The organism is Aquirufa salirivi (assembly GCF_045310485.1).
Lineage (GTDB): Bacteria > Bacteroidota > Bacteroidia > Cytophagales > Spirosomataceae > Aquirufa > Aquirufa salirivi.
In genome coordinates this window covers 186,040-204,076 of record NZ_JBEWZH010000004.1, presented here as the reverse complement: position 1 = coordinate 204,076, position 18,037 = coordinate 186,040, and the positions used below count along the sequence as shown (strand labels likewise).

28 protein-coding genes are annotated in these 18,037 nt (G+C 39.6%); 1 reads left to right on the top strand and 27 read right to left on the bottom strand.

Going from position 1 to position 18,037, the window contains the following annotated elements; all coding sequences use genetic code 11:
• From secY to rplC, 21 genes are all read right to left on the bottom strand, one after another.
• Positions 1–1,320: a preprotein translocase subunit SecY gene (gene secY, locus U0R11_RS07035; RefSeq protein ID WP_406750881.1), complete on the bottom strand. Its 1,320-nt coding sequence runs from the start codon at positions 1,318–1,320 to the stop codon at positions 1–3.
• Between the two features lie 17 nt (positions 1,321–1,337).
• A complete protein-coding gene (gene rplO / locus U0R11_RS07030) occupies positions 1,338–1,784 on the bottom strand; it encodes a 50S ribosomal protein L15 (RefSeq protein WP_109324402.1) in 447 nt (148 codons plus the stop codon).
• A gap of 45 nt (positions 1,785–1,829) precedes the next feature.
• On the bottom strand, positions 1,830–2,009 hold the full coding sequence (rpmD, locus tag U0R11_RS07025; RefSeq protein WP_406750879.1) for a 50S ribosomal protein L30: 180 nt from the start codon (positions 2,007–2,009) through the stop codon (positions 1,830–1,832).
• A 35-nt stretch (positions 2,010–2,044) separates the two neighbouring features.
• Positions 2,045–2,563, bottom strand: a complete 519-nt coding sequence (gene rpsE / locus U0R11_RS07020; RefSeq protein WP_166229560.1) for a 30S ribosomal protein S5 — start codon at positions 2,561–2,563, stop codon at positions 2,045–2,047.
• Between the two features lie 8 nt (positions 2,564–2,571).
• Positions 2,572–2,919 carry a 50S ribosomal protein L18 gene (rplR, locus tag U0R11_RS07015; RefSeq protein ID WP_406750877.1) on the bottom strand — a complete coding sequence of 116 codons (348 nt, stop codon included), beginning with the start codon at positions 2,917–2,919 and terminating at the stop codon, positions 2,572–2,574.
• Positions 2,920–2,966: 47 nt separating this feature from the next.
• On the bottom strand, positions 2,967–3,524 hold the full coding sequence (gene rplF / locus U0R11_RS07010) for a 50S ribosomal protein L6 (RefSeq protein WP_406750875.1): 558 nt from the start codon (positions 3,522–3,524) through the stop codon (positions 2,967–2,969).
• Between the two features lie 61 nt (positions 3,525–3,585).
• Positions 3,586–3,981, bottom strand: coding sequence for a 30S ribosomal protein S8 (gene rpsH / locus U0R11_RS07005; RefSeq protein ID WP_109324407.1), 396 nt, complete (start codon positions 3,979–3,981; stop codon positions 3,586–3,588).
• A gap of 76 nt (positions 3,982–4,057) precedes the next feature.
• Complete coding sequence (gene rpsN, locus U0R11_RS07000) at positions 4,058–4,327, bottom strand: 30S ribosomal protein S14 (protein ID WP_109324408.1); 270 nt, start codon at positions 4,325–4,327, stop codon at positions 4,058–4,060.
• Positions 4,328–4,366: 39 nt separating this feature from the next.
• Positions 4,367–4,921: a 50S ribosomal protein L5 gene (rplE, locus tag U0R11_RS06995; RefSeq protein WP_166229555.1), complete on the bottom strand. Its 555-nt coding sequence runs from the start codon at positions 4,919–4,921 to the stop codon at positions 4,367–4,369.
• Positions 4,922–4,965: 44 nt separating this feature from the next.
• Positions 4,966–5,301: a 50S ribosomal protein L24 gene (rplX, locus tag U0R11_RS06990; RefSeq protein ID WP_166373780.1), complete on the bottom strand. Its 336-nt coding sequence runs from the start codon at positions 5,299–5,301 to the stop codon at positions 4,966–4,968.
• Positions 5,302–5,342: 41 nt separating this feature from the next.
• Positions 5,343–5,711 (bottom strand): 50S ribosomal protein L14, encoded by a 369-nt coding sequence (gene rplN, locus U0R11_RS06985; RefSeq protein WP_109324411.1) that lies wholly within the window; start codon positions 5,709–5,711, stop codon positions 5,343–5,345.
• Between the two features lie 46 nt (positions 5,712–5,757).
• A complete protein-coding gene (gene rpsQ, locus U0R11_RS06980) occupies positions 5,758–6,015 on the bottom strand; it encodes a 30S ribosomal protein S17 (RefSeq protein WP_406750872.1) in 258 nt (85 codons plus the stop codon).
• Between the two features lie 68 nt (positions 6,016–6,083).
• The gene (gene rpmC, locus U0R11_RS06975) at positions 6,084–6,275 is read right to left on the bottom strand and encodes a 50S ribosomal protein L29 (RefSeq protein ID WP_109324412.1); all 192 of its coding nucleotides are present in this window, start codon (positions 6,273–6,275) and stop codon (positions 6,084–6,086) included.
• 38 nt (positions 6,276–6,313) lie between these two features.
• Positions 6,314–6,733 (bottom strand): 50S ribosomal protein L16, encoded by a 420-nt coding sequence (rplP, locus tag U0R11_RS06970; RefSeq protein ID WP_109324413.1) that lies wholly within the window; start codon positions 6,731–6,733, stop codon positions 6,314–6,316.
• A 43-nt stretch (positions 6,734–6,776) separates the two neighbouring features.
• On the bottom strand, positions 6,777–7,604 hold the full coding sequence (gene rpsC, locus U0R11_RS06965) for a 30S ribosomal protein S3 (RefSeq protein ID WP_109324414.1): 828 nt from the start codon (positions 7,602–7,604) through the stop codon (positions 6,777–6,779).
• Between the two features lie 23 nt (positions 7,605–7,627).
• A complete protein-coding gene (gene rplV, locus U0R11_RS06960; RefSeq protein ID WP_109324427.1) occupies positions 7,628–8,005 on the bottom strand; it encodes a 50S ribosomal protein L22 in 378 nt (125 codons plus the stop codon).
• Positions 8,006–8,044: 39 nt separating this feature from the next.
• The gene (gene rpsS, locus U0R11_RS06955; RefSeq protein WP_109324428.1) at positions 8,045–8,323 is read right to left on the bottom strand and encodes a 30S ribosomal protein S19; all 279 of its coding nucleotides are present in this window, start codon (positions 8,321–8,323) and stop codon (positions 8,045–8,047) included.
• Between the two features lie 3 nt (positions 8,324–8,326).
• Positions 8,327–9,154 (bottom strand): 50S ribosomal protein L2, encoded by an 828-nt coding sequence (gene rplB / locus U0R11_RS06950; protein WP_109324429.1) that lies wholly within the window; start codon positions 9,152–9,154, stop codon positions 8,327–8,329.
• Positions 9,155–9,201: 47 nt separating this feature from the next.
• Positions 9,202–9,489 (bottom strand): 50S ribosomal protein L23, encoded by a 288-nt coding sequence (rplW, locus tag U0R11_RS06945; protein ID WP_109324430.1) that lies wholly within the window; start codon positions 9,487–9,489, stop codon positions 9,202–9,204.
• 37 nt (positions 9,490–9,526) lie between these two features.
• Positions 9,527–10,156 carry a 50S ribosomal protein L4 gene (rplD, locus tag U0R11_RS06940; RefSeq protein ID WP_109324431.1) on the bottom strand — a complete coding sequence of 210 codons (630 nt, stop codon included), beginning with the start codon at positions 10,154–10,156 and terminating at the stop codon, positions 9,527–9,529.
• A gap of 42 nt (positions 10,157–10,198) precedes the next feature.
• Positions 10,199–10,816 carry a 50S ribosomal protein L3 gene (gene rplC / locus U0R11_RS06935; protein WP_275612322.1) on the bottom strand — a complete coding sequence of 206 codons (618 nt, stop codon included), beginning with the start codon at positions 10,814–10,816 and terminating at the stop codon, positions 10,199–10,201.
• A 530-nt stretch (positions 10,817–11,346) separates the two neighbouring features.
• Between rplC and fbaA the strand changes: the two genes are divergently transcribed.
• Positions 11,347–12,429 (top strand): class II fructose-bisphosphate aldolase, encoded by a 1,083-nt coding sequence (gene fbaA, locus U0R11_RS06930; protein WP_109324434.1) that lies wholly within the window; start codon positions 11,347–11,349, stop codon positions 12,427–12,429.
• Positions 12,430–12,642: 213 nt separating this feature from the next.
• Here fbaA and U0R11_RS06925 read toward each other — a convergent pair whose 3' ends face one another.
• The 6 genes from U0R11_RS06925 to U0R11_RS06900 all read right to left on the bottom strand — a co-directional run bounded on the left by U0R11_RS06925 (position 12,643) and on the right by U0R11_RS06900 (position 17,994).
• Positions 12,643–13,245 carry a transposase gene (locus U0R11_RS06925; RefSeq protein WP_406750867.1) on the bottom strand — a complete coding sequence of 201 codons (603 nt, stop codon included), beginning with the start codon at positions 13,243–13,245 and terminating at the stop codon, positions 12,643–12,645.
• A 250-nt stretch (positions 13,246–13,495) separates the two neighbouring features.
• Positions 13,496–14,080 carry a precorrin-2 dehydrogenase/sirohydrochlorin ferrochelatase family protein gene (locus U0R11_RS06920; protein ID WP_406750865.1) on the bottom strand — a complete coding sequence of 195 codons (585 nt, stop codon included), beginning with the start codon at positions 14,078–14,080 and terminating at the stop codon, positions 13,496–13,498.
• Positions 14,081–14,089: 9 nt separating this feature from the next.
• Positions 14,090–15,151 carry a 23S rRNA (adenine(2503)-C(2))-methyltransferase RlmN gene (gene rlmN / locus U0R11_RS06915; RefSeq protein WP_406750863.1) on the bottom strand — a complete coding sequence of 354 codons (1,062 nt, stop codon included), beginning with the start codon at positions 15,149–15,151 and terminating at the stop codon, positions 14,090–14,092.
• Position 15,152: 1 nt separating this feature from the next.
• The gene (locus tag U0R11_RS06910) at positions 15,153–15,605 is read right to left on the bottom strand and encodes a GatB/YqeY domain-containing protein (RefSeq protein ID WP_406750861.1); all 453 of its coding nucleotides are present in this window, start codon (positions 15,603–15,605) and stop codon (positions 15,153–15,155) included.
• A gap of 5 nt (positions 15,606–15,610) precedes the next feature.
• Positions 15,611–17,143 (bottom strand): GH3 auxin-responsive promoter family protein, encoded by a 1,533-nt coding sequence (locus U0R11_RS06905; RefSeq protein ID WP_406750860.1) that lies wholly within the window; start codon positions 17,141–17,143, stop codon positions 15,611–15,613.
• Positions 17,143–17,994: a glycerophosphodiester phosphodiesterase family protein gene (locus U0R11_RS06900; protein ID WP_406750858.1), complete on the bottom strand. Its 852-nt coding sequence runs from the start codon at positions 17,992–17,994 to the stop codon at positions 17,143–17,145. Before U0R11_RS06900 ends, U0R11_RS06905 begins: the two co-directional genes overlap by 1 nt.
• Positions 17,995–18,037: the final 43 nt, after the last annotated feature.

The window sequence follows — 18,037 nt, the reverse complement described above, 5'->3', positions numbered from 1 at the left end:
TTATCGGCTAATCATTTCGGAACGTCCTTTCACACGTCCTGACTGCATCAACCCTTCATATTTACGCATCAACAAATAACTTTCTATTTGTTGCAATGTATCTAAAACTACACCGACCAAAATGAGCAAGGATGTACCTCCAAAGAAGGATGCAAAACCCCTTGTCACTCCAAATAAATTGGCAACAGCTGGTAGAATAGCAATGATAGACAACATCAAAGCACCTGGCAATGTAATGCGGTCTAAAATACTAGCAATGAAATTAGATGTTTCTTCTCCTGGCTTAACACCTGGGACAAATCCTCCACCACGCTTCATATCATCCGAAATTTGTGTTGGATTAATGGAAATCGCTGTGTAGAAAAAAGTAAACACGACAATCAATAAAGCGAATAAGGCATTGTATTGCCAGGTTGTGAAATCACCGAAAGCCTGAGCTACCGATTGAGCAAATTCACTTTTCTCAGCAAAAGATTGAGCTACTAATCCCGGTATAAACATCAATGCCTGAGCAAAAATGATGGGCATAACACCAGAAGCATTTAACTTCAATGGAATGTATTGACGCTCTCCGCCTACCGACATCTTGCTCCCTACCACTTGCTTCGCATACTGAACAGGAATACGACGAACCGCTTGAGTTACCATAACAGCACCCATCACGACGAAGAATAAAGCTATTATTTCAATGATGAATAACAAGGCCCCTACCATACCACGTGATCCAGCCTCCTGTAATATAGAAGCAGGAAAACGAGAGACAATACCAATCATAATCAACATAGAAATACCATTTCCAATACCTTTGTCGGTAATTTTCTCACCCAACCACATACACAACATGGTTCCACCAATCAAGATAGCTACTCCATAAAGACGGAAGAACCAAGGATCAACCAAGATAGCTTCTGCTGGAATCGTTACTTGTAAATAGGTAAAACCTTGTGCCGCCGTAACGAAAATCGTTAAGATACGGGTGATTTGATTTAATTTTTTACGACCTGATTCTCCATCCTTTTGCATCTTTTGGAAGTAAGGAAGAGCAATGGTCAACAACTGAATAGCGATAGATGCTGAAATGTAAGGCATGATACCAAGAGCAAATACCGAAGCATTGCTCAAAGCTCCACCAGAGAACATATTCAACAAACCAAAGAGTCCACCATCACCAGCTTGTGTTAATTTAGTCGCGTCTACACCCGGTAGAACGATATAAGAACCCAGACGGAAAAAGGTGATAAAAAGTAACGTATTAAAAATACGACCTCTTAATTCCTCAATCGCGAAGATATGCTTAAACGTTGTTATTAGCTTGTTCATTCGTTTAGAATAGAGGATTAACCAACAATTGCTTGACCACCTGCTGCTTCGATAGCAGCTTTAGCAGCACCAGAGAAACCTTTAACGGTAACTTCTAAAGCAGAAGTAACACTTCCACGACTTAAGATTTTCACTAAGTCAGACTTAGATACTAATCCGTGGCTGTAAAGTGTCTCAAAATTGATTTGCTTCAAACCTGTCGCATCTGCTAAAGCTTGTAAGGTATCTAAATTGATTGCTTTGTATTCTACACGATTGATGTTTTTGAAACCGAATTTAGGTACACGACGTTGGATTGGCATCTGACCTCCTTCAAATCCACGCTTACGTGAATAACCTGAACGAGATTGAGCTCCTTTATGACCACGAGCGGAAGTTCCACCAAGACCTGAACCTTGACCACGACCTACTCTTTTTCTTGTTTTTACTGAGCCTTCTGCCGGCTTTAATGAAGATAATTTCATGTGTATTGGGCTTAACGCTACCCTTGGGGGTAACTCGCAATTAAATTATAAATTCTCTACTACAATTAAGTGATTGACTGCACGAATCATCCCTGCGATAGCTGGGTTCAATTCTACTTCAACACTTTTACGGATCTTACCTAATCCTAGTGCTTGAATCGTACGTTTCTGAACTTCAGGACGCTTGATAGCACTTTTTACTTGGGTAATTTTAACTTTAGACATCGTATGTTCTATTTTAGAGGCACTAAGGCGCTCGATTATCCATTAAATACTTTAGCTACAGAAATTCCTCTTTGGAAAGCTACTGTGTGAGGAGCTCTCATCTTCACTAAAGCATCAATTGTTGCTTTAACTACGTTGTGAGGATTAGAAGAACCTTTAGACTTCGCTAATACGTCGTGAACACCTGCTGATTCTAAGACAGCACGCATCGCACCACCGGCGATCAATCCTGTACCTGGAGCAGCTGGCTTAATTAATACGAAACCACCAGAGAATTTACCTAATTGCTCGTGAGGAACCGTGTTCTTCAACAATGGAATTTGGAATAAATTTTTCTTAGCGTCTTCGATACCTTTAGTGATAGCATCTGTTACTTCGTTTGCTTTTCCTAATCCGAATCCTACGATTCCGTGACCATCACCTACTACAACGATAGCAGAAAAACTGAAACGACGACCCCCTTTTACCACTTTGGCAACACGGTTGATGGCTACTACTTTCTCCTTCAACTCACCCTCATTAACCTTAATTGGTTTTGCTTGTAAATGCGACATATCTTTTATTAAAATTGTAAGCCACCCTCGCGAGCGCCTTCAGCTAATGATTTAATTCTTCCGTGATACAAATAACCGTTACGATCAAAAACCACTTTAGTGATTCCCGCAGCTTTGGCCTTGTCTGCGATAGCTGTTCCAACTAATTTGGCAGCCTCTACATTGTTGTTCACTTTACCTTTCCTGTATGAGGTAGCAGACATTATAGTCTTTCCACTCAAATCATCCACCAACTGAGCGTACATCGCTGTGTTGGAACGGAAAACAGTTAAACGAGGACGTTCAGCTGTTCCTTTTATTTTCGCACGTATCGCACGTTTGATGCGAAGTCTACGTAAATCTTTTGTTGTTGCCATATTGATTTAACTTGTTTGTGTGGATTTCCGGCCCACGCTTTTTCTATTTATTTCTTACCACCTGCTTTACCTGCCTTGCGACGAACCTGCTCACCCACAAAACGAACACCTTTGCCTTTGTAAGGCTCCACTGGACGAAGTGATTTGATTTTAGCTGCCACTTGACCGATCAATTGCTTGTCGATACTTTCTAAATTAACCATTGGGTTTTTACCTTTCTCCATCGCCGTCGTGATTTTGACTTCTTCAGGTATAGCCATAAAAATAGCGTGAGAGTAACCTAAGCTCAATTCCAAGATATTACCTTGGTTTGCTGCTTTATAACCCACACCAATGATTTCTAAATTTTTCACGAAACCTTCGCTAACTCCAACAACCATGTTGTTGATCAATGAACGGTAAAGACCGTGCATAGCTTTGTGACGTTTCTGCTCTGTTGGACGCTTAACCGTCAACACGTTTTCCTCGATTTCGATGATGATATCTTGGTCAACTTGCTGAGATAAAGTTCCTTTAGGGCCTTTTACCGTTACCAAATTACCCGCATTAACATCGATTGTTACACCAGCAGGAATGTTGATAATTTTATTTCCTATTCTTGACATGAAAATGTAGTTTTTGCTTAAATTTCGAGCTTAGCTCCTTTCAGCGTTAAACAATTAATTATTAATATACGTAGCAAAGTACCTCACCACCAACGTGTAGTGTACGCGCTTCTTTGTCGGTAATTACTCCCTTCGAAGTAGACAAAATTGCGATACCCAAACCGTTCAATACGCGTGGTAACTCTTCAGCTCCGTTGTACTTACGTAAACCTGGCTTAGAAATACGAGTCAAATTAATGATTGCAGGTTGCTTAGTAACTGCATTGTATTTCAAAGCAATCTTGATGGTTCCTTGAACTGTAGTATCATCAAATTTATAATTTGAAATATACCCCTTATCAAAAAGCACCTTCGTGATTTCCTTTTTAATGTTGGAAGCAGGAATTTCAACTACCCTATGGCGTGCCTTCAAGGCATTTCTCAATCGGGTTAAATAGTCTGCTATAGGATCTGTCATTGTTTTTAAATTTGCCGCAAGCCATTAAAAAGGCCTGCAAAATTACAAAAATGAATTTAATTAATCAAATTTTATATTACCAGCTTGATTTGGTCACTCCTGGTATCAAACCATTAGATGCCATTTCGCGGAAAGTAACACGGCTAATGCCGAATTTACGCATATAACCACGTGGACGACCGGTCAACTTACAACGGTTATGAAGACGTACTGGAGAAGCATTTTTAGGTAACTTGTCCAATCCTAGGTAATCACCTGCTGCTTTCAATGCCGCTCTTTTAACTGCATATTTAGCAACAGCTGCTTCGCGTTTTCTTTCTCTAGCTTTTACTGACTCTTTAGCCATGATGTAAAAATTTTAAATGTGTTAGTAGCCCTTGGCTAATTATTTTTTAATATTGGAAAAAGGCATTCCTACGGCAGCCAATAAAGCGTAAGCTTCTTCATCCGTATTAGCGGTTGTCACAAAAGTGATGTCCATACCGGAAATTTTAGCTACTTTATCGATGGATATCTCAGGGAAGATGATTTGCTCTTTTACCCCTAATGTATAATTTCCACGACCATCAAATCCCTTTTCAGAAATTCCTTTAAAGTCACGCACACGAGCTAAAGAAACCGTAGTTAAACGATCTAAAAACTCATACATACGATCTCCACGCAAGGTTACTTTCACACCAATTGGCATGTTTTCACGCAATTTAAAGTTAGAGATCGCCTTTTTAGAAATCGTTGCCACTGCCTTTTGACCAGCAATTTGAGTGATTTCTTCTACAGCTACATCTACTAGCTTTTTGTCCGCTACTGCGGCTCCTACACCTTTATTGATTACGATTTTAGTAATCTTAGGTACTTGCATCACAGATTTATACTGAAACTTTTCTTTTAAGCTTGGTACAACCTCTTCTACAAAACGTTTTTTTAATCTAGGTACTGCCATTTTTGTATATGTTGTGGATTTCCGACCCACGCGTTAAATTCTATTTATGCAATAAATTTTCCTGTTACTTTAGAATAGCGCTGTAACTTTCCTTGCTCGTTTACTTTACGACCAGTACGTACAGGCTTTCCGTTTTCAACCACCATCAAATTAGAGATGTGGATTGAACCCTCACGCTTTTCAATACCTCCTTGAGGATTGCTTGCTGAAGGCTTAACGTGCTTCGTTTGCAAATTAGCTCCTTCTACAATTGCACGAGATTTCTCAATGATCACTTGCTTGATAACGCCAGTTTTACCTTTGGCATTACCTGCAATCACCATCACAGTATCTCCTTTTTTTACGTGCAATTTTGTTTGCTTGCTTGTATTATTTTCCATGGTATGATTTTTTCTATTGGATAACCAATATATCTATCTATTTATAAAACTTCTGGGGCTAAAGAAACAATCTTCATAAAACCAGCCTCACGTAATTCACGCGCTACAGGTCCAAAAATACGCGTTCCTCTTGGCTCATCGTTGGCATTTAATAAAACGGCCGCGTTATCTTCAAAACGAATATACGTACCATCCTTGCGACGAATTTCTTTTTTCGTACGAACAACTACTGCTCTTGAAACTGTTCCTTTCTTCATGCTTGAAGAGGAAAGAGCCGACTTAACTGAAACTACAATTTTATCGCCTACAGAAGCATATCTTTTTCCAGTACCTCCCAAAACGCGAATCACTAAAACTTCTTTCGCTCCAGAATTATCCGCTACACCCAATCTTGATTCTTGCTGTAACATTATCTTTGATCTTTAAATTTTAAATTTTGAATAACAAGAGATAGAATTATTTCGCTTTTGCGATTACTTCTACTAATCTCCAACGCTTATTTTTAGAAAGAGGACGGGTTTCCATCACTTTCACTGTATCACCAATTCCGCACTCATTCTTCTCATCATGAGCCATCAATTTAGTGGTCTTTTGTACGAACTTTCCGTACAAGGGGTGCTTAACCTTGCGGTCTACTGTAATAGTGATTGATTTATCCATCTTATCACTAACCACTTTCCCAATCCTTACTTTTCTTAGGTTTCTTTCTTCCATGGTTGTTGGACTTGTTAAACAATTGACCATTAGCAATGTCGAAATGGTCTATTAAAATTAATAATTAATTAAGCTTTTGCTTGCGCCGATAAAGCTGTCTCTAAGCGGGCAATCAATTTACGAGTTTCACGAATACGCATTGGGTTCTCAATCGGTGAAATGGCATGAGCCAATTTCAAACGAGATAAGTTCTCCTGCTCTACAACAATTTGCTGTGTCAATTCCGCTACTCCTAATTTGTTTATTTCTGCGTTTTTCATAACGATGCTATTTAAATTTTAAACCTGGGTCTAAAACTCTATTCTGAATAATCTCTACGTACTACAAATTTTGTACGCATCGGTAATTTCTGAGCGGCTAAACGCAAAGCTTCTTGCGCTAGGGCTAAAGGAACACCTGCTGATTCGAACAAAATAGTACCTGGACGAACGTTGGCTACCCAATACTCAGGAGCTCCCTTTCCTTTACCCATACGAACCTCTGCAGGTTTCTTAGTAATAGGTTTGTCAGGGAAAATACGGATCCAAACTTGACCTTCACGTTTCATGGCACGAGTTACCGAAATACGAGCTGCCTCAATTTGACGAGCTGTAATACGACCTGGCTCCAAAGATTTAATAGCGAATGATCCAAAATCAATTTCGTGGCCACGGGTAGCAACCCCTCTTACGCGACCTTTTTGCTGCTTACGAAATTTCGTTCTTTTTGGTTGTAACATCTTCTTATAAGTCTAATATCTAATACAAAATTATTATGGATGCTTAGCGCTTTCCTCCACGGCCACGGTTTGCACCACCAGCACCTGGTTTATTACGATCACCACCTTGATCTGCTCCTTCTGGACGACGAGAACGTCCTCCTCCGCGACGGTCATCGTCACGACCACGTGGGCCACGATCACCAGGACGAGAATCTGCCGAAGTAGATTGCAAGCCCATGTTTGCATTGGGAGATAAATCACGCTTTCCAAAAACCTCTCCACGGAATACCCATACTTTGATACCGATTTTACCGTAAACAGTTAATGCCTCAGAGATAGCATAATCCACATCTGCACGCAATGTGTGCAATGGGATACGTCCCTCTTTGTATCCTTCAGAACGTGCCATTTCAGCACCTCCCAAACGACCTGATAATTTCAATTTAATACCCTGAGCTCCTACACGCATCGCTGAAGCAATCGCTTGTTTCATCGCACGACGGAAAGAGATACGAGCTTGTAATTGTTGAGCAATTGCTTCTCCAATTAATTTAGCATCGATTTCTGGGCGTTTAATTTCAAATATGTTGATTTGAACGTCTTTTCCAGTGATCTTTTTCAACTCCTCTTTTACCTTATCTACCTCGGCACCTTGCTTACCAATCACGACACCAGCACGAGCTGTATTAATCGTCAATGTGATCCGCTTTAAAGTACGTTCAATAATAACTTTAGAGATAGATCCCTTTGGAATACGAGCAGCCACATACTTTCTGATCTTCTCGTCCTCAACCAATTTATCCGCGAAAGTCTTACCACCGTACCAGTTAGAATCCCAACCTCTTACGATACCTAATCTTAATCCAACGGGGTTAATTTTTTGTCCCATTTCTTGTTATATCTAATAGTTAATTATTCAGCTGAATTTGTTTCCTCTAAAGCAGGTGCCGCCGAAGAGGCTACTACTAAAGTGATGTGATTGGATCTTTTCAAAATCCGGTGACCTCTTCCCTGAGGAGCAGGACGTAAACGCTTGATAGATGAACCTCCATCTACGAAGATAGTCTTGATGTATAAATCAGCTTCTTCGATTTTAGCGTCCTCATGTTTGTTCTGCCAGTTAGAGACTGCCGATAATAACAATTTTTCAATTGCTTTAGCACCCACTTTAGGCTCAAACTTTAAAATACCTAAAGCCTTAGATACTTTTTGTCCGCGTACCATATCCGCTACCAAACGCATCTTTTGAGGCGAGGTAGGAACATTTCTTAATTTAGCAATAGCTTCCATTTTTCAATTTCTGATTATAAGACCCGTAGGTCAATATCTTTACTTTTTACCCTTGTCTTTTTTCGCTATGTGACCACGGAAGTTACGGGTCGGCGAGAACTCACCTAATTTGTGACCTACCATGTTTTCAGTGACATAAACTGGAATAAATTTATTCCCATTGTGTACCGCAAACGTGTGGCCTACGAAATCTGGAGAAATCATTGAACGTCTTGACCATGTTTTGATCACCGACTTTTTGCCGGATTCGTTCATCACCTGTACCTTGTTGTCAAGGCGGTAATCAATGTAAGGACCTTTTTTTAGTGAACGTGCCATCTACTATTTTTTTCTTCTACTGATGATAAGACGATTAGTGTGTTTCTTTGGATTACGAGTTTTCTTACCCTTAGCCAATAAACCGGTACGAGAACGTGGGTGACCTCCTGAAGCGCGGCCCTCACCACCACCCATCGGGTGATCTACTGGGTTCATCACCACACCACGAACACGTGGACGGCGACCTAACCAACGATGACGACCTGCTTTACCCAAGTTCACGTTCATGTGATCTGCATTCGATACAGTACCGATTGTTGCTAAGCAACGAGCCAATACCATACGCATTTCACCTGAAGGCAACTTAAGCGTGGCGTATTTACCATCACGTGCTAACAATTGAGCGTAAGTTCCTGCCGAACGAGCCATTTCAGCTCCACGACCTGGTTGCAATTCAATTGCGTGTACCAAAGTACCCAATGGGATGTTTGCCAAAGGCAATGTATTGCCAATCTCGGGAGCCACTGACTCACCAGAGATCACTGTTTGACCTACTTGAATTCCTTGCGGAGCTAAGATATAAGCCTTTTCTCCATCTGTATACTCTACTAGAGCAATACGTGAAGTACGGTTTGGATCGTATTCTACTGTCAAAACAGTAGCCGATACATCAAACTTAGAGCGAGTAAAATCAATCACACGGTAACGACGCTTGTGACCTCCTCCGATGTAACGCATCGAACGACGACCATCTGCATTTCTACCACCTGTACGCTTGATAGGCTCCAAAAGGGGCTTATACGGCTTGTCCGTAGTAATCTCCTCAAACGTTGGCGCAATGCGCTGACGTTGGCCTGGAGTTGTTGGTTTTAATTTTTTAATAGCTGCCATTTATTTTAGTTCAAATTATCGGGATGAACCCCCTTAATACATTCTAATTAAATTCCTTGGTAGAAGTCAATCACTTCTCCAGTTCCTACTGTAACGATTGCCTTCTTAATCGTAGAAGTACGTCCAGAAGTAATTTTAGTACGAGTACTTTTGGATTTTTTCTTTCCAATTTGACGCATGGTTTTTACATCCAACACCTCAACTCCGTACATTTTCTTAACCTCCTTGGCAATCTCAATCTTGTTTGCAGTTAATTCAACCACAAATACATACTTGCCTTTTTCTTGCATGGCTTGCGACTTTTCAGTCAAGGCCGGACGTTTAATAATGCCCATGGTATATTTCGTTTATAACAGAACTAGGTTCTGAAAATTATTTACTAAAAGATGATTCAATTTTTTGGATCGCTGCTTCTGTGATCAACAACTTAGTAGCATTCACTAAATCATATGTATTCACATCCGATGCTGTCGAAACTTTGGCCTTTGGAACGTTACGTCCTGACAATACAACATTCTTGTCTACCTCTGGAGTGATCAATAATGTTTTGGTATTGTCTAAAGAGAAAGCTTTCAACATAGTCAAATACGCTTTTGTTTTTGGAGTGTCAAATGCCACTGAATCCAAAATTGCGATATCTCCACTCTGTGCTTTCGCAGCTAGAGCTGACTGGCGAGCCAAAGACTTCACCTTTTTGTTTAATTTGAAATGGTAATCACGTGGACGTGGACCGAAGATACGACCACCACCCTTCATCAAAGGAGATTTCATCGAACCTGCACGCGCACCACCTGTACCTTTTTGTTTTTTAATCTTACGCGTCGAACGTGAAACTTCTGCACGCTCTTTCGCCTTGTGTGTTCCTTGACGTTGATTCGCCAAATATTGCTTCACATCCAAGTAAACCACATGCTCGTTTGGAACAATGCCAAAGATCTCGTCAGAAAGGGTTACTTTCTTTCCGGTATCTTTACCTGCTATGTTATATACTGCTAATTCCATAATCAGAATGTCTATTGTTAAAGGCTCACGCCTTTATGGGTTTTAATTTTCAATAATTACGTATGAGTTCTTCGCTCCAGGAATTGATCCTGATACCACCAAAAGGTTTTTGTCTGGATAAATTCTCAAAACCTCTAAGTTTTGAACCTTAACACGATTCCCTCCTGTGCGTCCAGCCATACGTAAGCCTTTGAATACACGTGATGGGAATGAACAAGCTCCAATAGAACCTGGGTGACGACCGCGGTTATGCTGACCGTGAGTTTGACCACCCACACCACCAAATCCGTGACGCTTAACAACACCTTGAAAACCTTTACCCTTAGAAGTTCCTACCGCATCAATAAAGGTTCCAACTTCTAACATTTCTACTGTTAATACATCTCCTAAGCTCAATGGTTGCTCGAACGTGCGAAACTCTACCAATTTTTTCTTTGGAGTTGTGTTAGCTTTCTTAAAGTGACCCAACAAAGATTTTGTTGTGTGCTTCTCTTTCTTTTCACCGAAACCAATTTGAACAGCGTTGTAGCCTTCGTTCTCAACAGTTTTCACTTGCGTAACAACACAAGGGCCGGCCTCAATCAGCGTACATGCAACGGATCTACCGTCTTCCATGTATAGGCTGGTCATTCCGATTTTTTTACCAATAATTCCAGACATATAATATTTTGTTTAAAAAATTATGCTCACAAGGCTATCTAAGGCTTGTTGTGAGACTTTTATTCAAAAATCACTGCGAACAATGACGAAGAATCAAAAAAAATGCAGATTGGCGTAAAGCGACAAGATGGCGGCGCTGTGGATAACAGCGAAAAACACCTTGTGTAGCTTAATATTCAATCAATGGGTTGGGCATTCAACATTCATTAATCAATACCAGTTCTAACACAAAAATCGAGCTTACCTCAATTTAAACCATTTCGACCCGCATTTTTGGTGTTTTAAATAAATTCGAGAAGTTCTGCCAACCTCTTTCTGAATAAAAAACTGCGTTTGTCGAACGGGAGTGCAAAGGTAGGAAAAATATTAACACATCCAATAGCTCTATTAAAAATATTTTTTAGCTGAGTCACTGAGTCAGTGTATTATTCGGAATTAAGCCTTAGAATTTGTGCATTTTTACTAAATTTGTGCCCTACTCACCTGTTAATCAGGTAGTTTTTATTTATTTCCCAAGAAAAAAAATCATTATGTCAAGTTTAACCAACCAAAAAGGTGTTTTGCACGGAGATGCCGTTCAGGAATTATTTGAAATTGCTAAAAAACATCAGTTTGCATTACCTGCGGTAAACGTTACTGGTACTGACACTGTAAATGGTGTATTAGAAGCTGCTAAAGCGGTTAATTCTCCAGTTATCATTCAATTCTCGAATGGCGGTGCTCAATTTTATGCTGGAAAATCTCTTCCTAATGGAAACCAAGAAGCATCCATCGCTGGGGCTATCTCCGGAGCTTATCATGTACACCAATTAGCGAAAGTGTATGGTGTGCAAGTAATTCTTCATACCGACCACTGTGCTAAAAAATTACTACCTTGGTTAGACGGACTTTTGGATGCAGGTGAAAAATTCTATGCGGAAACAGGACAACCTTTGTTCTCCTCTCATATGATTGATTTGTCGGAAGAACCTTTAGAAGAAAACTTAGAAATCTGTGCTAAATACTTAACCCGTATGGCTAAGATTGGCATGACACTTGAAATTGAATTAGGTGTAACTGGTGGAGAAGAAGATGGTGTAGATAATTCAGATGTTGATTCTTCTAAATTATACACTCAACCGGAAGAAGTGGCTTATGCCTATGAGGTATTAAATGCTATTTCTCATCGATTCACGATTGCTGCTGCATTTGGTAACGTACATGGTGTATATAAGCCAGGAAATGTAAAATTACAACCTGTTATCTTGAAAAACTCTCAAGATTTCATCCGTAACAAATATGCATTAGCCGCTGAGAAACCGATCAACTTCGTGTTCCACGGTGGTTCAGGTTCTTCTCGTGAAGAAATTCGCGAAGCTATCTCCTATGGAGCTATCAAAATGAACATTGATACTGATTTACAATGGGCTTTCTGGGAAGGTATTCTTAATTTTTACAAAGAGAAAGAAGCTTATCTACAAGGTCAAATTGGTAACCCTAGTGGTGACGATGCTCCAAACAAGAAATTTTATGACCCACGTGTTTGGTTACGTAAAGGTGAAGACACATTTGTTGCCCGTTTAAAATCAGCGTTTGAAGATTTAAATGCCAACAATGCCAATCAGTACTTATAATTTTTACTGTATGTACAAGAAAAAATAGGGCTCAATCGAGCCCTATTTTTTTAACTAAATTTGATGCTTTTGGAAAAACTAGGGAGGAATAAGTTATGTTGGAATGAGGGTAAGGGTAATGAGGGTAAGGGTAAGGGAAGATTTGACAACTTTTAAAAAGTTGTCAAATCTAAGTTGTCAAATCATTGTCAAATGTCAACATAAATCCCCCCATTACTCGTCCGTCAATGAAAGAATATCAGTTTCCTTAAATTCCCATGCATGAAAATCAACAAACTGTTTTTTCCCGCCAAACCATTCCAACACAAATTCCTTTTCAACAAAACTCTTTTTGAATTGTATTACCTGGGAATAAGAACTCCATTCCCATTGTCTAAAATCAGATATTAATCCATGCTTCTGTGGATTAATATGGATGTAACTTATCAAAGTAGTCAAATCCTCCGGTTTCTCCACCAATACCCGCTTAAATGGTGTTTGAAACAATGTCCCTACGCGTCCATGTTGCTTATTAAATGCCATGGTATAAGATTGAAAAAACTTTTTAAGTCTACTCGCAATTAGTTGATGAACCGTCTTGCCTCCTAGATCACTGTCACTAAAATGTTTGACCCGAACTAAAAAATGAAAATGATTATCGTTTAGACTATATGCCAATACGTCCAAATAGCCCTCAAGATATTTTACCCACTGACGCAAAAAATAAAAATAGTTTGATCGAGATTTGAATATTGATTTTCTATCTACCCCTCTGTTGTAAAGGTGATAAAACTCTCCAGATGTAAATTGAGTATAATAGTGTTCGACAAAGGCCATAAGCTAGATTAAAAAACGAATCTAGAAATTATGAACTGCATTAACATTCGTCCGAGAAGAATATAAGTTTACTGATAAAATTTGGTAGAGATGAAAACTTATCAGTTAGGATACTAACTTTGAAAAACGATTCCTTGTCAATAGATTTGTCTACTTGAGTTTAGATTTGACAACTTTTGAAAAGTTGTCAAATCTTTTAAAAATCAGCAAAATCAGTAAATCATAAAAAATCTTAGGGTCTTTTGCCGATTTATTTCTTAAAAATCAAACCTTTAGTCAGCTCATTTAAAGCCTTTATCTTAGATTCAAAATCCCCTTTAAGTTCTTTTCGTAAGGCCTCCAAGGAATCTAAAGAGGTTTGAATGTCGTCCGGGATAACTTCTTCTAAAAAGGCCCGAATGCGTTTAGCTAAAGTAGGCGACTTCCCATTGGTCGAAATCGCAATTTTCAAATCCCCCTTTTGAACGATTGACCCTAAATAAAAATCACACAATGCCGGTGTATCTGCTACATTGCACAATAAATGTCTTTGCTGAGCTAATTCACGAATCTGGACATGTAATGTATATTGATCTGTTGTGCAAATCACCAAATCCCTTCCATCCAAATCAGCTGCTTCAAATGGTCTGTGCATCAATTGAACTTGTGGAAAATCCTTCAAATAATTCAATGTATCTTCTCTGAAAAATGGAGCCACCAAGCTTATCTTGGAGTTAGGCGCATTCCTTAACATAGCTGAAACCTTTTCCAAGGCAACATTACCCCCTCCCACAACCAAAACATCCAATTGTTCCAGTTTCAAAAAAACAGGAAATAGCCTATTCTGCGCTTCCATCCAATAAAATTATGCTGTTTTCTTTCCTGCTAATTGTCCACAAGCCGCATCAATATCCTTGCCTCTAGACCTACGCACATTGACAATCATTTTTTTACTTTCTAAAAATGAAGTAAACTTCGCTAATGCATCTGCTTCAGCATTCACAAATGAAGCCTGTGCAATCGGGTTATATTCAATGATATTAATCTTACAAGGCAACTTTCTAGCAAACTCCCATAACTCTTTAGCATCTTCTACTGAGTCATTGAACTTATTGAACATGATATACTCTAATGTAATCTCATTTTCTGTCTTATCGTAAAAATACCGCAAAGCCTCTGCTAATGCCACCAATGTGTTGGTTTCATTAATCGGCATGATCTGATTCCTTTTGGTATCATTGGCCGCATGAAGAGAAAGCGCCAAATTAAATTTGACTTGATCATCCCCCAACTTCTTAATCATTTTAGCAATGCCCGCTGTAGAAACCGTAATCCGCTTTGGCGACATCCCTAAGCCATCTGGTGAAGTAATTTCCTCAATCGATTTCAACACATTGGCATAATTCAATAAGGGTTCCCCCATGCCCATATATACGATGTTGGTCAATGGGATACCATATTTCTCTTGAGCCTGATCACGAATCAATACGACTTGGTCATAAATCTCATAAGACTCCAGATTTCGCTTCCGATCCATATATCCCGTAGCACAAAAACTACAAGTCAAAGAACAACCCACTTGCGATGATACACAAGCAGTCATTCTTTCCCTAGTTGGAATTAATACCCCCTCTACCAAATGCCCGTCATGCAACTTAAAACTCGACTTGATCGTCCGATCCGTGCTAATTTGCATATCGTCCGTTTGCACGCATTGCAAAGAAAAATGCTGATTTAACCACTCGCGTGTAGTTTTCGGAATATTACCCATCGCATCAAAACTGCGGGCTGATTTCTTCCAAATCCACTCATGAACCTGTTTAGCACGAAACGCAGGATCTCCATGCTGAACCATAAGCTGCTTCAACTCGTCAAAACTGAGCTTTCTGATGGCTCCCAATTCCTCTTTCTTAACTATTTCTGACACTTTATTTCTTTAAAAGTTCTCCTACTTTGGTAGAAATGGCTTTACCATCCGCCAATCCAGCTAATTGCTTACTAGCTACTCCCATTACTTTTCCCATATCAGCTGGGCTCATGGCTCCTACTTGAACAATGATAGCTTGAATCTTTTCTGTCAATTCTGCTTCACTCAACTGCTTTGGTAAAAACTCTTCAATAATACTCAATTCTGCCTGTTCTTTTTCGGCTAAATCCGGACGGTTTTGAGCTACATACACTTCCAATGAATCTTTACGCTGCTTGGCAGCTTTCATCAAAATCTTCATTTCTGTATCAGTAGACAATTCCCCCACATGGGATCCAGAAGTTTCTTCTAATAAAATTTGTGACTTGATGGCGCGTAATGCACGTAATCTATCGGCATCTTTAGCACGCATCGCGTCTTTGATCCCGTTCTCAATGGTAAGTTTTAATGACATGTTTTTTATTCTTTAAAATGAGCTTTGACTCCCTCCAAAAACTCCCGATTATTACTCAATCGAGGAACCTTATGCTGGCCACCTAACTTTCCTCTTTCTCGCATCCAAGCGTAAAAAGTTCCCTGTGGAGCCTGATGTACAATGGGTGGGCCTAATACTAAATCATAAGACCGCTTAGCATCATAATCTGAATTAATCTCACGAAGGGTTTGATCCAATACCTCCACAAAGGTACGCATTTCTTTTGGTGCTTTTGAAAATTCTATAATCCATTCATGGCTACCCCGTTGGCCCCCATTCATGTAATTAGGTGCGGCAGTATATTCTTTGATAACAGAATTAGTGGTCAAACAGGCTTTAGATATTGCTTTTTCTGCATTTTCCATAATTACCTCTTCTCCGAATGCATTAATAAAATGCTTGGTCCTCCCCGAAATTTTAATTCTGAAAGGGTCCAAAGAAGTAAAACGAACCGTATCTCCAATTTTATAACGCCACAGACCTGCATTGGTACTAATCACTAATGCATAATTGACTCCTAATTCAACTTGACTTAATTCAACAATCGTATCTTGTTCTTCCCCTTCATCATTGATGGGTATAAACTCATAAAAGATCCCATAATCCACCATCAGCAATAATTCGTCGTTTAAAGTCAAATCATCCTGAATACCAAAAAACCCCTCGGAGGCATTATAAATTTCCAGAAAACCTACTCCTTGATCCCGAAAAACTTGTTTTTGGAATAGCTCCCGATAAGGCCCGAAAGCTACTGCTCCATGAATCATAAATTCAAAATTTTCCCAAACTTCCAAAATGGAACTCTTCCCGGTAATCTCTAATATTTTTTCAATCAATACCAATGTCCATGTTGGAACCCCCAAAATACTCGTTACGTTCTCTTTGGATGTTTCCAATGCCATACGCTCAATCTTCTGATCCCAATCATCCATCAAGGCCACTTCCAAAGAAGGTGTCCGAATCATTTGAGCCCAAACAGGCAAATTCTTCATAATAACTGCTGACACATCTCCTACAAGCACATTGGTATTGGTCGCACAATAAGACAAACTACCGCCAATAGACAATCCCTTCCCCTCAAAAACCCTTGTTTCGGGTCGGTTATGTATCAATAAAGTAATCATGTCCTTTCCTCCCATCATGTGACAAGATTCCAAGGATTCTTTAGAAACAGGTATGAACTTACTCCGCGCATTCGTAGTACCAGAAGATTTAGAGAACCATGTCACTGGACTATTCCAAAGGATTTGTTGCTCTCCTTGCATCATCCGGTCGATGTAAGGAAAAATTTCCTCATACGTAGAAATGGGCACTTGTGCCTTAAATGCTGCATAATTGTTAATTTGACCATAGCCAAATTGCTTGCCCCATTCGGTTTGCCTTCCTGCTTGTATCAAATCCTTCAAACAAATTTCCTGCAAATCCAATGGACGTGTATAAATGGATTCGATCCGCGACATACGTCGTTTCATGAACCATAAAAGCGTTTCATTGAATAAAGAAATTCCGTTCGCCATCAATGCACAGGTTTTAAATATTGAGGTACACGGTTAGGATAATCTGTAATGACAGCATCAACACCCATCTCCGCCAGACGAGATATCGCATCCGCTTCATTGGCTGTCCAAGGCACTACTTTCATTCCATTTTTATGGCAATAAACCACCAATTCTGGACTTAGAGCTTGATAATTAGGGCTGTAAATAGCCGGGATGAATCCTAAATCTTTGATTGTATTTTCTGGGCTTTTTCTCGAAACTAAAGCAGAGAGCCTAATTTGTGCTGGAAATTTCCCTTCCAACATGGCCTTATTCCAATATTTTAACACTTGGAAATCAAAACTTTGTAACATGATGTACTCAGGTTTTACCTGCTTGGAAATGACCGCCCAAACTTTCTCAGAAAACTCTTCTACCGTTTTGGGTTGAGAAATACCATATTCTGCCTCCACAGATTTGATTTCAATATTGTAAAAAATTTCCTGTTTGTATTTTTTTCTAAAAGCTTCGCCGAGTGCTAAAACCTCGGACAACAATGGCTTGTGCGCTGCCATAGCTTTTTGCTCTGGGAAAGAGGCATTTCCCCTTTTTCCTGTGTCAAACTGTTTAATATCTTCATAAGTCATAAGAAACAGATTGAATTTCCTTTCTTCTTCCTTCGTTACAGCCTGTCCATCTGGCTTGGAACTATAGATTGAATTCATATAAGGTTCATGCGAAACAAGAACTTGCCCATCTGCAGAAATACATACATCCATCTCAAGTACTCGAACACCTGCTTTTAATGCATGTTCAAATGCCGGAATGGTATTTTCAGGGTAAAGTCCCCTAAACCCTCGATGTCCTTGAATGAAGGGCAGTTGCGCCATAGCCATAAAGTTTAATAGCCATAAAATACATATTCCTACTTGT